This is a genomic window from Flagellimonas marina (genome assembly GCF_042651185.1).
Lineage (GTDB): Bacteria > Bacteroidota > Bacteroidia > Flavobacteriales > Flavobacteriaceae > Flagellimonas > Flagellimonas marina.
On the sequence record NZ_JBHSCL010000007.1, the window covers coordinates 493,006 to 506,756 of the forward strand.

The 13,751-nt window shown below is 41.0% G+C and carries 11 protein-coding genes; 1 reads left to right on the plus strand and 10 read right to left on the minus strand.

The genetic code is table 11. The features are described 5' to 3' along the window. Positions 1-7: 7 nt before the first annotated feature. The 8 genes from ACFOWS_RS13390 to ACFOWS_RS13425 all read right to left on the minus strand — a co-directional run bounded on the left by ACFOWS_RS13390 (position 8) and on the right by ACFOWS_RS13425 (position 10,134). Positions 8-2,776, minus strand: a complete 2,769-nt coding sequence (locus tag ACFOWS_RS13390; protein ID WP_379765349.1) for a serine/threonine-protein kinase — start codon at positions 2,774-2,776, stop codon at positions 8-10. A gap of 47 nt (positions 2,777-2,823) precedes the next feature. Further along, positions 2,824-3,597 (minus strand): tetratricopeptide repeat protein, encoded by a 774-nt coding sequence (locus ACFOWS_RS13395; protein WP_379765352.1) that lies wholly within the window; start codon positions 3,595-3,597, stop codon positions 2,824-2,826. Between the two features lie 178 nt (positions 3,598-3,775). Further along, complete coding sequence (locus ACFOWS_RS13400) at positions 3,776-4,306, minus strand: hypothetical protein (RefSeq protein WP_379765355.1); 531 nt, start codon at positions 4,304-4,306, stop codon at positions 3,776-3,778. Positions 4,307-4,383: 77 nt separating this feature from the next. After that, positions 4,384-5,499, minus strand: a complete 1,116-nt coding sequence (locus ACFOWS_RS13405) for a hypothetical protein (RefSeq protein WP_379765358.1) — start codon at positions 5,497-5,499, stop codon at positions 4,384-4,386. After that, positions 5,496-6,062, minus strand: coding sequence for an RNA polymerase sigma factor (locus ACFOWS_RS13410; protein WP_366587480.1), 567 nt, complete (start codon positions 6,060-6,062; stop codon positions 5,496-5,498). The genes ACFOWS_RS13405 and ACFOWS_RS13410 overlap by 4 nt, the downstream gene beginning before the upstream one ends. A gap of 20 nt (positions 6,063-6,082) precedes the next feature. Then, a complete protein-coding gene (locus ACFOWS_RS13415) occupies positions 6,083-6,937 on the minus strand; it encodes an LEA type 2 family protein (protein WP_379765362.1) in 855 nt (284 codons plus the stop codon). Between the two features lie 10 nt (positions 6,938-6,947). After that, positions 6,948-9,290: an ATP-binding cassette domain-containing protein gene (locus tag ACFOWS_RS13420; protein ID WP_379765365.1), complete on the minus strand. Its 2,343-nt coding sequence runs from the start codon at positions 9,288-9,290 to the stop codon at positions 6,948-6,950. Between the two features lie 13 nt (positions 9,291-9,303). After that, positions 9,304-10,134, minus strand: coding sequence for a M48 family metallopeptidase (locus ACFOWS_RS13425; RefSeq protein WP_366587486.1), 831 nt, complete (start codon positions 10,132-10,134; stop codon positions 9,304-9,306). A 307-nt stretch (positions 10,135-10,441) separates the two neighbouring features. Here ACFOWS_RS13425 and ACFOWS_RS13430 point away from each other — a divergent pair, with 307 nt between their 5' ends. Next, positions 10,442-11,689, plus strand: a complete 1,248-nt coding sequence (locus tag ACFOWS_RS13430) for an MFS transporter (RefSeq protein WP_379765368.1) — start codon at positions 10,442-10,444, stop codon at positions 11,687-11,689. 358 nt (positions 11,690-12,047) lie between these two features. Here the strand turns inward: ACFOWS_RS13430 and ACFOWS_RS13435 are convergent, their stop codons facing one another. After that, a complete protein-coding gene (locus ACFOWS_RS13435; RefSeq protein WP_379765371.1) occupies positions 12,048-12,560 on the minus strand; it encodes a hypothetical protein in 513 nt (170 codons plus the stop codon). Beyond that, positions 12,538-13,749 (minus strand): hypothetical protein, encoded by a 1,212-nt coding sequence (locus ACFOWS_RS13440; RefSeq protein WP_379765374.1) that lies wholly within the window; start codon positions 13,747-13,749, stop codon positions 12,538-12,540. The genes ACFOWS_RS13435 and ACFOWS_RS13440 overlap by 23 nt, the downstream gene beginning before the upstream one ends. Positions 13,750-13,751: the final 2 nt, after the last annotated feature.

Genomic DNA, 13,751 nt, shown 5'->3' on the forward strand with positions numbered 1-13,751 from the left:
AATTTATTTAATAATTCTTCTTTACAAAATTGCAAGCTGATTGATACCCTGCAGTACAGGATTTATTAAACCATGTCTTTGCTATAACCTTGTTGGTGGATACACCTTTGCCATAGTAATAGCACAACCCCAAATTATACATGGCCAAAGAATTTCCATTGTTGGCAGCTTGTGTGTAATAACTGAAAGCGGTTTTCAGGTTTATTGAAGGTCCCCTTCCAAGTTCATACATAACACCTAAATAATTTTGTGCGTTGGCGTTATTTTGATCAGCGGCTTTTGTGAACCATCTTTTGGCCAAATTGTAATACTTGTCATTATAATCTATCAATCCTACCATATATTGAGCCTCGGCGTCACCTTGGTCAGCGGCTTTTTTATACCATGTGCGTGCCACTATCTTTTTTTGTCCAGAAATTTTTCCATTATAGATCAAACGACCCAATGCTTTTTGGGCATTTAGATAACCTTGATTAGCCGATAATCTATACCATTTTTCTGCATCTTTATAATCAACTGGCCCCTCTATGCCATTTTCAGACATCACACCAAGCATATATTGGCCTAAATAGCTATTCTGATTGGCAGCCTTGATGAAATATTCCTTGGCGGTTTTCCGATTTTTGGTTTTTCCTTTCCCATCATAAAACAATCTACCCAAAGCGTATTGAGCCGAGACATTATTTTGGCCATCGGCCAACTCGTACCACCGTATGGCACCTTCAAGGTCAACTTTACCATCATCCCCATGTTCTAGAATGTCTCCCATTTTGTATTGTGCCTGTGAGTACCCTTTATTAGCAGAGACCAGGAACCATTTTTTTGCTTCAGCGATATTTTTTGGAGTACCCAGTCCTTGAGAATGGATTAACCCTAAGTTATAAGCTGCAAAAGCATTCTCTCGATCGGCCGCCATCTGGAACCATTTTCTGGCTTCAACATATTTCTTTTCATCATAAAAGATGATACCGAGTTCATTTTGTGCATTTAAATAGCCACGCTCAGCTGCTTTTGTATACCATTGCACTGCCCTCAACCTATCTTTTTCGGTCAAGATTCCATTGTAGTAGAATTTCCCCAATGAATACTGCGAGACCACATCATTGTTTTCGGCGGCACTGGTGTACAGTTCAAAAGCCTTTACAGTATCTTTGGCAATACCACGACCACTCCGGTACATTTCAGCCAAACCGCGGTAACATGAATACCTGTTGAGTTCCTTTCCCTTTTCATACATTTTAAAAGCGTCTTCATACTTTTTCTGCATGCTGTATAAGATGGCCAGATTCTCTATGGCAGCAGGGTGATTTTGATCAGCAGCCTTTTTGTAATGTTCTTCAGCTTTAACATGATCCTTGTCCACAGCGTATCCATTCCATTCCATTAGACCAAATACATTTTGTGCTTCTGGGTCACCTTTCTGACTTCGCTTTTTGACTTCATCCAGAACCTCTTTAAAATATTCCAAAGCCTTTGCAGTATCCTTTTCCACACCAAAGCCATTTTGATAGGCCCATGCGTGTTGAAAGTTTGCCATGTCGAAACCCGATTCCATTGATTTATTGGTATATTCCCGTGCTTTGATGTAGTCCACTTCAGTGCCATATCCATAATTGCTCATGGTGGTTAGAAAGTAGTTGGCCTCACCAGAATCATATTCTGCGGCTTCTTGATAGAGGTCGTAGGCTTTCTCATGGTTCCCGGTCTTGTAGGATTCCCATGCATCAGCTAACAACGACTTTATTTTAGAAGCTTTGAAAAAGGCATATCCCCCATAACCTGCACCCAAAACCAAGACAGTGGCCAGCACAATGGGCCAGACTTTTTTCTTCTTTTTGGATTTAGGTTCCGCTTTGGAAAACTGTGTTTCATTTCCTCCCATAAACACCGTACCACTTTCATTGCTTTCCCCGTTCACATCCCGGATGAAATCGGATACAGAAGTGTACCGGTCAGAAGCATTTTTCTGCAAACAGGTTTTTATGCAGTTTTTGAATCTTTCCGGAACTTCAGAATAATTAGGCTCTTCCCCAACTATGCCATCTCGAATGAGTTCGTAATCTTTTTTATCATGTCCAAAGGGCAACTTTCCTGTCAATATTTTATAGAACATAATGCCAAGGGCCCAGATGTCAGTGCGCTCACTAATCTCCCCATTCAGTCCGAATTTCTTTTTAAAGAATTGCTCAGGTGCCATATAGTGCGGTGTTCCCACACCTTCTGTCATGGACTGTTGTATTGTCTTGTCGGATAATATATCTTGACTGATACCAAAATCGGTCACCTTTGAGACTTTGTTTCCCTTTCGGTCTTTGGAGAATAGCACATTCCCAGGTTTTAAATCCCTATGGATAATGCCTTGTTTGTGTAGATAGTCCACTGCTTGGGCTACTTCCACAATAATGTTCTTTCCTTCATCCAAAGAGAGTTTTCGCTGTATGGCCTGACCCAAGGTCCCCTCCCCGGCATATTCCATTATCAATACAGGATAACTGACATTTCTGCCCATGGCGTCCTTATGGGTAATGTACTCAAGACCATAATAGGTGATGAGGTGGGTATGCGAAAGCCCGTCTATTTTGGAAAATTCCTGTTCCAAACTATATTTTTTCTGCCCAGTGCTCCCAGAAGTGCCTCTTGACACAGCTTCTTTATAGATTTTAAGGGCTACATATCTTCCTTCAGCATTTAAATCTTTGGCTTTGAACACTTCTGCAAACCCACCTTCTGCTATAAGGTCTTTTTCGGGATCCCATTCGTAATGTGATAGTTTCATGATGTTCGGTGTAATTGAATTTGGTTACTGTTTGGTATTGATTTTAATTAACTGGCCTGTTGGATATGGTTCACCATTTTGCAGGCATTGGCATGTCCCTGATCACAGGCTTTTTTGTACCAAGCTTCAGCCTTGATCATATCTTTGGTCACTTCATTGCCATTATAATAGAGGTTCCCCAAGGTTACATTGGCATCTACGTACCCTAACGTGGAGGCTTTCTTCAGTAATTCAATGGCGCCGTCCACATCTTTTTCCGTGCCTTGTCCAGAGAGGTTCATTACCCCTAGGTTGAATACAGCAGGGCCATATTCTTTTTTGGCCGATTTTTCGAAGTAGCGCATGGCCTTTGGGTAATTTACCGGGGTGTTTTTGCCAAAGTAATATTTACACCCTTGGGCAAAAAGGGCTTCTTTATTCTTTGGGAAGAACCAAATTACGACAATAACAGCAAGCAGTATCCATAAGGAAAACCCCCACAGCCATTCTGTAAATTCTATTTTGTAGGCTGGCAGAGGGGTGGGTAAAGCACCGCTGGCCTGAAAGTTTTTTAGCTGTTCGTCACTCAAGGGGTAATAGGTGTTAATACTTCCTTTTACGCCCAGTACATAACCATCGTCTGTCATGTAGACTCCCATAAAGATGAATAGGGATGTAGTTTTATGGGCCAAGTAAAGGTCTTCGCCATTGGCGCCCTTTATATCAACGTCGGTAATTTTTTGGATTCGTTCGCTCTTTCCAAATAGTCCACCAACCCGTCTAGCAGAAGCCAGGTTTGGAATCAAGGTGAGCAAGGCAATCAGGAATAGTAATTTTTTCATTTTGTGATGAAGTGTTAAGGTTGAAAGTAATGATATATCTTATTGTGCCTGAACCTATTCGACAGTCAGCACTAAAAATAGGCATATGAAACTTTTTATACCAACATTTTTAAGTCTTGGTGTCAAATACGTTTTCGGATTTACATAATAATAACATTGTAGCTGGTTTGTTTAAGGTTTATTCTGTTAGGGTTGGTAATTCAACCGAAATGTTGTTTTCACCCATAGCATTGACCTTAAAAGGTGCTCTCACATTTTGTGGGATTTCTTGCCAAATGGCATCTGCATTTTGTTTGGATTCAATTTGAATGGTAACAACTCCATCCGAAAAGGTTTTGGAGGTTTTCTTTGTACCATTTTTCTTTGAGAGTTCATTGTACAGGGTTTGTACATTTTCATCTCCATAAGCAACAGCGTCTATGAAAATCAAGACTTTGTTCTTGCTTTTTTCCTTCTTTGAGCCGAACAGGATACGGCCTACTTTTTCAACGGTTTCCTTTGTACCTTCAATGGTATTGTCAATGCCTTCTACCGTTTGGTCAATATCATTGTTGGTGTTTTGAACGGTCTGGTCCACTTGATCTATTTGATCAGCGGTCTTACTGGTCATTCCTCGGTTTCTTCTTTTGGTAGCATCTGAATTTTGTGCATTTACAAAGCCACAGAAAAAGGCAATGAGAATAAAGGTGTGTACTTTTTTGGATGTCATTTTTAATCGTTTTGGTTATACATTCTATGGGTATATAACCGTAGATGGTCAATGTCATCTTTTTTATATAATTTTTTCTAAAAAATTATTTGGTACACACGTACTGGGAAGGATGGACGGTCCATGAACATACGAGTCTCGTTGTTCTTGGCAAAATCAATTTCTTCGAGTGGGGTGTTTTCAGTGGCGTCAATGTTCAACGGGTATAACGCATTATTATGAATCAAATAATAGGAGTTGCCTTCACTTTTTGAAACAACAATAACCGAAACAGAATCACTATTCATGTTTGCATCTATGACCAAATGTTTTTTGCCATCCTGTTCCAAAAAGAAATAATTTTTGTCGACCGATGCATTCTCCCTTACCGATACGGTAAAACCAGAATAGGGCAGCGAATTTTCCATAAGGGGCATTACTTTCACTTGTACGTTCTCATCCTGTACTTCTCCAAACGTATATCCTTCTTGGACTTCTTTCAATTTATTTCTCTCTGGCGAAGTGGTCAAATTGAACAATTTGTCCCCATATTTTAGATAATACTCCCCTGCTTTATCCTTCCCTATTTGTAATTGAAGTCCGGAAATCCCTGAATCTCCATATAGGACCAGTTGCTGGCCATCAAAAGAATAGGAGAGAGGCGAAGGCTGCTTTACCATACGTATGGATTCTGCCGGAACAGATTTTCCATCTGAAAAAGCGAATTGTATCTCATCTTGGGGATTACCATCCCATTCGTCTTCGGACAAGTCTTCTTTATCCGTTATCTGGGTGTTATTTTTTTCCAGGATGACACTATCCTCCGCTTGTTTTTGTATGGAATCCGCATCAACCACATGGGGTGTGTCATTGATTATGGGACCTTCTCCTTTTGACCTGAAGAGATAGAACAATGTTCCCAAAATAATGCATGCCGCTGCGGCTCCACTGTAAATGATCAATCTTCGGTACAGGCCCTTGGGTTTTTGTTCCCGTGACTCCTTATAATCTGCGTATAAAAGGTCTAGTTTGGCCCTGAGTTTTACGTCTTCTTTCCATTCAATGCCCTTGTAAATCTGTTTAAAAATCTCAAGTTCCTTTACAAATTCTTCGTCTTCATCGAGCAACCGTTCAACTTCCCTTTTTTCATCATCATTGAGACGCCCGGTCAGGTGTTTATCAATCAAATCAATATGTCGTAATTCTTCCCTCATGGCTGTTTTAAACGGATAATGACATCATAGGAAACCTCGCCCCGTAATTTTTGAAGGCACCGCAATTTCTGTTGACTAGCAGAACGGGCACTGGAGTAATTGAACCTTTCGGCAATATCCTCCATACGCATCCCCAAAAATATGGTGGCTTCCAAAACCGATTTGCAGGGTTCTCCAATCTTGGTCAGGGCTTTTTCAAGATACTCCCTAAGATTAGGCCCCTTTCGAGTAATTTCTGGGCTTATGGATTCATGGCCTTCTTGTGAAACACCAACCTCACTCTGTCTGTTTTCATATTTTTTTCTTCGGTTAAGTTGATTGAGCCATTGCCGTTTTGAAATTTCGAACAGATAGGTGCTTATTTTACTTCGGAGTTCATAATTTCCGGCCATCACGTTTTTGTAGAACACAATAATCGCCTCCTGAAAAACGTCCAAAGCATCATCTTCATTACCGTTGTTCTGCCCTACCCAACTTTTTACCATGCCCATGTGCTGGTACAGCTGTTGTAGGCAATTCTCGTTTCCTTTTTTTAATTGATCTATCAGTTCTTGGTCGGTCATCGAGGTTTTTTCTGAAATGGCTACAATCCTATTTCCACATAATCTTGTATGGGCACGTTAAATTCATACTCCTGAATTTTTATTTGGGCCTCGCCTAAAATAGTAAAATTGGCTTTTTGGTTGGTAAGCCATGAGAACTTCATTTGTTTTAAAATATCAAAATTGCTCAGGGTAACATCAATGGGAATAGTAGTAGATTGTAATGCTTCTTGAAAAAACGGTTCATCCATGGTCCACGCTGCCACATGTCCTTTGTTTTCATCCAAATAAAACTCAAGTTTCATGGTATTGATGGTATAGGCAATGGGCAATCTGTTGAGAGTTTCAACTCCTAATTTCAAATGGGTTTTGCTCAGTGAAGGCAATCTGTTACTGGAAATGGACCGAATTTTAAAATTGTTGCCATAGTCCAAATTTTTACTGATTTCCTCTAAAATGGCCTTTTTGGTGTTCAGATGTATCTTATCATCCAGCGCAATGGTGAAAGAATTTAGCAAAAAGCTCACCTTGCCATTGCCCTTCAGGGCAAATTCAGTGGAATCTGATGCCAATAGCTCGGGATAAAAAGAGTTGAGACTTTTGAGTTCTATCTCACAGGTTACCGGTATCCGAATGGTATCATTGGCCGCCAAGCTCATTTGTTCGTTTAAAAAGCCCTTTCCCACTAAAGAATCCTTGTAAAAAATCTCCATGCTGGATTGCCTCAGCTTTGTTTTTACATTGTTGGGATTGTATACAACATAATCCATTCCCACCACTAGGGCATTTTCCGTGAGACCTTTTATGGTAACATGGTCTATGGCTACAAATTCTGGTTTTTTGCTACATGACATAAAAAAAAGGAATGTGCCAAGTACTAGTGCTATTTTTTTCATGGTGTTGGGTTTAAATACTATCCTTCTTTTTAAGCGAAACATAAATCAAAACATAGAACATGACATTGAGCACTGCGATGACCGCAACGTTCATGTCAAAACTGTTGAAGACATCACCAATTAAGGTTCCATCCTCAACTAATTTTTTATTATACAGGTCGAGTAGTTGCACTGCTGAAGTCGATGCGGTCTGCGAGCCCACTTCTGGTGCAGGGAGAGGAACAGAGGTTAGAACAGCTTCAACCGTGTCTGGATTGAACTCAGAAGCTGGAGAGGCATCGTCCTGTAAGCGGGCAAAACCTTCAGTGCCCCATCGGCCCAAAGTGAAAAAGCTCAAAATTTCTACCAAGGTATTGTTGATTTTTGTCATTACCCCGGCCAACATGATTTGAGGCATCAAAGCAATGGGCACTACGGTCATCACTTTTTCGGTGGTATTGAAGGCAGAAGAAAGCCATAATCCAATAAGTGAAGCAGAAATGGAAACATAGAACATGAACAACATGCTATGACCAAAAGGCCTCAGGTACACTTCCTCAAAACCTTCAAATGGGCTTAATTTGAAATTGAGGTAAATGATACTCACAAATAGTACGGTCTGTACCAATGCAATGAGTGAAAGTACCAACCATTTTGAAAGAATATAGGTGTTGATGTTCAGGTTGAACATACGCTCTCGTTTATAGACCGTAAGTTCACCCACAATTTCTTTGGCCGCGTTGCTCACCCCAAACCAAATGGCCGAAATGGCCATCAAGAACATGACACCAATCTGAAATTTGTTGAACACCAAACAGACCAAACCCGCTATGATCACGGGTTGTGCCAATAACAAGACCAAATTTCCTTTGTCGTTTAGTTTGATATTGAAATACCTTGAGACCAACCAATACAATTGTAGCCAGTATGAGTCAGGTTTTTCTTTTTTTACATCTGGATTGTTGACAGCCTTGAACCCAACCTTGTTCGGTTTTTGGTAGTAAGAAGTCACTGTGCCTATATCGCTCATTTTACTGTAGACCTCTACAATATTCTGAGCCTCAAAATGGGAAGTCAATGCGTTGGCAGGTCCTTGAAATACCAAATGTCCCTGAACCCCTAAAAATATGGCCTGGTCCACATAGTTGAGGTCTTCCGGTTTGTGGGTCACCATTACAATTGTGGTTCCAGAATGGGCCAACTTTTTAAGACTCTTTAAAAAGCTTTCAATGGTCTCTGGATCTAAGGGAGAGGTGGGTTCATCTAAAAACAGGATGGTGGGCTCTGTCAAAAGCTCTACCGCAATGGACACACGTTTGCGCTGACCACCGGAAAGATTCCCCACTTTTATGGTTCTAATGTCTTTTTCCTTGTCCTGATCTAAATTCAGATCGTTGATTACCTTATCAATTCTTTCATTGATTTCTGAAACGGTGGTATCATCGGGCAAACGGAGTTTGGCCGCATAGAACAAGGTTTTATAGACGGTCAACTCCTTATGGATGATATCGTCTTGGGGGACATAACCGATCTTTTTCTTAATAAGACTAAAGTTGTCGGCCAATGAAAGTCCGTGTATGAACACCTCTCCGGAGGTAGCAGGATTTTCTCCGTTCAAACATTTCAATAGAGTGGATTTTCCACAACCCGAAGGTCCCATCAAAGCCACAAAAGTGGAATGGGGAATGTTCAAGGACATATCTTGCAATCCAATCTTATTGTTCGGATATTTTTTTTGAATGGCCAAAGCTTTTATGGCACTACTTTCCTTTCGAAGATCTTTGGCACCATCTTTTAAGGTAATGCTATAAAAGGATATGGTAACCGTATCACTTTCCTTGAACTTGGTCTTGGACTTTACCTCCTTGCCATTGAGATAGGTCTTATTGGTGGAACCCAGGTCCTCAATCCAAAATTCACCTTGCGAATAGGAAATTATGGCGTGTTCCCGTGTTACCGTAGGATCGTCCAGAACAATATCGTTATTTTCAAGGCGGCCAATTTTGTAAGCCCCTTTAGCAACAATTTTTTGTTTGAAACCCTTGAACTCTTTATGGGGTTCTGAGGATTTTGGCGTCTTCTCTTTTGGAACATCAGTAACAACCTGTAGCTTTTGCGATGCGACACTGAAAACTTCTTCAGGTAAAATCTTGACCCAAGTGCTGGTGGCTATTGGCTGCTGACCGACCAAGGTTCCGTTTGAGCTTTCAAGGTCCATGATATAGATCCCGTCCGTCCTTGCTTCAATTTGTGCATGTTTTCTGGAAGCAAGTCTGCTGTCTATCTCAACATGGGCGCCATGGCCCTTTCTTCCAATGGTAACAATTTCATTTTTAGGCAGCGGAATGGCCTTTCCTTTACAGATTAGGTACATTTCGGATGTCATTTTATTGAGTGATGTAAGATTGGATACATTTTTTGCGATGTTCCGCAAAAGGGTGTGTGGAAGTTAACTTCTTAAGGAGGTCTTGTTTTTGGTAACGTTCCAATTTCCTGAAGAAATCTGCAAATCTGTTTACATCATATCCAGCAGCTTTGGCCAATTCAAACCCAACTTTGTCAGCTTCATACTCATCAATCTGATCAAAAGGGGGTGAAAAGGTTCTATTTATTTTATTGGCGATATCGGTGAAACCTTCCATGCGGGTCATTCCTTCAAGGTCTGTTGAGAGTGTAAGTTTAGTAACTTTTCTTTGCGTGTGGAGTTTGTCCTCATGGGCCACTTCATGTCCTATGATGAATGCCAATTCATCGTACGAATCAATAAAATTAAGTAAACCTGTGGTAATGTATAGGTAACCGCCCAAAGTAGCAAATGCATTGATTTCTTCAGATTTTAAGATGCTTATCCGATAGGATACATCCTTGCGGGACACGTTTTTAACAATACGTTGCAATATTTCTTCAACCTTTGGTTTGGCAAAATGAGAGTTGTCCAATTGGCCAAGGGCAGCATATCTATTGTACATATCCCTTCCAATGTTTTTTTTGGAATCACTTGAAATGTTTAGCGCAAAATCCAACCAGTTGTTTTCCACTTGCTTGTAAAAAAATGCAGGCCCGTCAAAAGCATGTCCACAATCTTGGAGCACGGCTGCATGTTCAATTTTGGAAGTGTAGTCAGAAAGGGCGTCCTCCAATTTTTCAACGGAGATTTCTTGAGCCATGGAAATCTGTAAAAAGCAGCAGAAGAAGAAGGCTGATAATGTGTGTCTCATGATGTTTTTAGTGTATATAACCAAATGTAACAAATGTCATCTTTTTAAGGTCAAGGATTTCGGTTTTATGGGGTTAAAGAGTGTTGAACGGTTGGTTTTCATCAATTTAGTACTGATGTGTTTCATTGTATTTTATGAAGTTACTTGGAGATTTTATGCTACATCCGCAAGGGAAAACAAGGCCTGGCATAATGATAATGGGACAGGATGGAAGGGTGAGGAAGGCCACATACGGATCAGGTAGATAAATCCAAATAGATTTATGTAAAAATACTTGCATCTTGAACAAGCATTACCCTGTACCTTTGTGGCTTATTTAATTAAGACCAAAAAAGAGAAACAATTGAATACACCTTCCAATTCAACAAACACCAAAGCCTTGTTATCCTTAGCCGTAGGTGGTTTCGGTATTGGCCTAACAGAATTCGTGATTATGGGGATTCTGCCCAATATTGCTGATTCCATGGCAATTTCCATCCCCAAAGCAGGGCATTTTATTGCTATTTATGCTTTAGGTGTGGTGATTGGTGCTCCCTTTATGGCGAAGGTGACCTCAAAATTGCCTCCAAAGAGAACACTACTGTTCTTGATGATTTGGTTTACGGTTTTCAATACACTTTCAGCATTTTCGGGGAACTATTGGGTTATGCTGTTGTTCCGGTTTTTATCAGGTATGCCCCATGGGGCCTTTTTTGGCATCGGTGCGGTGGTTTCGGGGTACTTGGCCAAACCTGGAAAGGCTGCCCAAGCCATGGCAGTTATGTTCTCTGGGCTTACCGTTGCCAATGTGGTAGGTGTTCCGCTTGGTACATATATTGGCCAAGAATGGCATTGGAGTTATTCCTTTATGCTTGTTGGTATTGCAGGCATTGCAACCTTGACAAGTTTGTACTATTGGATGCCGAAACAGTCTTTGGAAGAATCAGAGCCCGATGAAAATCAGGAACCGTCAGCTGGAATGAAAAGTAAAAAACTTTGGGCCTTAATTGCATTGACCACCATTGGAACGGGCGGTTTCTTTGCTTGGTACAGTTATATAGCACCCTTGGTCATCAATGTAACCAAGCTGCCTGAAGCCTATGTAGGGTATGTAATGATTGTTGCAGGAGTGGGTATGTTCTTCGGAAATTTTCTGGGAGCCCGGATGGTAGAAATTTTCACCGCGCAAAAATCGGTTGTCATTAGTTTATTAAGCATGGCCGCAATACTTTTGATCAACTCCCTTTTGGCCAGTAGCAATATTGCCATCTTTATCGTTAGTTTTATAGTTGGGATTATCACTTTTTCGTTGGCAGCCCCTATTCAGATATCAATAATTAGGGCGGCAAAAGGAGCGGAGAAACTCGGTTCTTCAATGAATCAAAGCGCCTTTAATATGGCAAATGCTTCTGGAGCTTATTTAGGTGGAGTTCCTATGATTTTTGGATTTTCAGTTACCTATGCGAGTGTGGTTGGTGCAATATTGGCTTTTACAGGAGCTTGTATTGGAATCGCCATTCTATATGTACAAAGAGCGGAGGAACGAAAAAAGAAAAAAGAATCACTCTGTACTTGATCTCAAATGGTATGGTAATGATTGCAGAGCGAGAAGAGATATGATATAGATTAGCTGTTTAATACTGATGGCAGCTGGAATCCTTTCAACTTTACTCAGGATAAACCTGTTTGCCTAGAATACAGTCTGACAGTTTAGTGCAGTCATATTGCAAAAAAAGCCTCACCTATTGGATGAAGCTTTTTCTTAATAGTAGCGGGGACTGGACTCGAACCAGTGACCTTCGGGTTATGAGTTCCACTAAGCCCCTTATTTTATGCTGTTTAGGGTGTATTTTTCCAAAAAACGTGTACGGTATCGTGTACGGTTATTTTCGCTAAAATACATAAAAAAATATAAGGTGAATATGTAATCAAGGTTATTCCATCAGCTGTAGGTGGATTGTAGCCTGTAATGAGGATTTACCAGTCCTATAGTCCTTTATTTTTTCAAAGCCCATATGGGTAATGGCCCCAAAACTTCCTTGGTTCTCCAGGGAGTGGCCTATCTTCAGTATACCACTGAACGGCCCTTCCAGGACAAAGGTGAAGGTCTTGGTTGAGGTATTTCCGTTTTCAATGGAATGTGGCGCATTGAACCCTATCATTTTCACTGCATTTGATAAGGTGTGTTCGTTGAGAAACCTCAATAGGTCGTTTTGAAAGTTGGTCGACTCGAGATCCAGTCCCTTGAACTGGATGTCCAACTGTTTTTCCCTTTGGGCAAGGGTGGCCAATTGAAGCGGGATGTTTTGGGCCAGTTCCTGTTGCCCGATATTGGACAGATAACCGCTTTTGAGCACCAAGGTTTTTTTTATGGCCAGTTGATAGCTCAGGAAGAGCAGAGCCATGAAGCTGCCCAACGCTATTTTATTTCTGTTGTTCAACTTCATTCAATGTGATTTTAACGGTAAACCTGTCCAAGGAGTTGGATACATATTCGTAGCCAATGATCTTTACATTTTCGACCCATCTTTTAGACTCCATGCTTTCTGTCCATTGGGAAAATTCAGTCTTGTCGGAGGCATTGCCGCTCACCAAAATGTTGTTCTCCAAAATTTCAATTGGGGTATTGTCCCTAACCGGTTTTGCCAAAGGTTGGTAAACCATGATGTCCAATTGTATGCTATTGGGCAGGTCATGTGCAATTCGGTCCAGGTAGAATGTGGAGACAGAGTTTCCCGATGCCATAAGCGACTTCAAACGGTCCTCTTTTTCCAGGACCTTGGCCCTTAAGGTTTCAAGGGCCCTGTTCTGTTGTTCAATACTGGCACTGGTCCCCATACCGAGGGTCCTGTTATGATAATAAGAAAACAAAAGAAAGTTGGAGAGCAAGATGACCAAGATAATGGACAATCCCCATTTCACACCGAGGTCAAAAAAGCGCCTGTTTTGAAATTCGTTTGCCGCCTGTCCATTGATATCGACAAGGTTGGATTCTTTCTGGTCACTTCCCAAATGCCCCAATATGCTGGCAAAGGGAAGAAGACCGGTATTGGTCAAGGTCAGACCATTGAGTTCCAGATTATCATTGACAGGGTTATTTCTGGATGACATTATGTATTCGGAATCCTCACTTGTGGAAAGAACAAAATTGGAACCTTGTATGGCCGTTCCTTTAAAATAGGGCAGTAAGTTGCCCATATTTGAAATGCCCATGGAAATAGAACAAGGAAAAATCCCATGGGTTTCCAGCATTTCCAAATGCTCCACAATGTATTCTTTTTTGCTTATAGAGACCATCCGTAGGTTTTGGTGGTCCAATACCTCGAAATAAAAGTTTTCCAAGGGGAGATTTGGATAGGCCTGGGACACGACCTGTTCGGCGGTGCCCCTTTGTTCAACACCAATTTGTTTTTTGAGGACCTTGGAGGTGTTCAAAGTCAAGAACAGGGGCTGTTTCTTATCGATATGGGGAACCAGGTCCTCCACACGGCCATATACCCCTTCATCAGCTTTGACAAGTTCATCCTTAGTTTTTTTGAGCTTCAATAAGGAGAAATAGACCGTATTGTCCACCTCAAAGATTTCCAGTCCTTGGTATTGTGAGCCTTCGAGTATATTTTTGAACCAGCTTTTCAATT

Coding starts and splice junctions, on each gene's coding strand:
- ACFOWS_RS13390 (WP_379765349.1), bottom strand. CDS start 2,776: ATGAAACTATCACATTACGAATGGGATCCCGAAAAAGACCTTATAGCA.
- ACFOWS_RS13395 (WP_379765352.1), bottom strand. CDS start 3,597: ATGAAAAAATTACTATTCCTGATTGCCTTGCTCACCTTGATTCCAAAC.
- ACFOWS_RS13400 (WP_379765355.1), bottom strand. CDS start 4,306: ATGACATCCAAAAAAGTACACACCTTTATTCTCATTGCCTTTTTCTGT.
- ACFOWS_RS13405 (WP_379765358.1), bottom strand. CDS start 5,499: ATGAGGGAAGAATTACGACATATTGATTTGATTGATAAACACCTGACC.
- ACFOWS_RS13410 (WP_366587480.1), bottom strand. CDS start 6,062: ATGACCGACCAAGAACTGATAGATCAATTAAAAAAAGGAAACGAGAAT.
- ACFOWS_RS13415 (WP_379765362.1), bottom strand. CDS start 6,937: ATGAAAAAAATAGCACTAGTACTTGGCACATTCCTTTTTTTTATGTCA.
- ACFOWS_RS13420 (WP_379765365.1), bottom strand. CDS start 9,290: ATGTACCTAATCTGTAAAGGAAAGGCCATTCCGCTGCCTAAAAATGAA.
- ACFOWS_RS13425 (WP_366587486.1), bottom strand. CDS start 10,134: ATGAGACACACATTATCAGCCTTCTTCTTCTGCTGCTTTTTACAGATT.
- ACFOWS_RS13435 (WP_379765371.1), bottom strand. CDS start 12,560: ATGAAGTTGAACAACAGAAATAAAATAGCGTTGGGCAGCTTCATGGCT.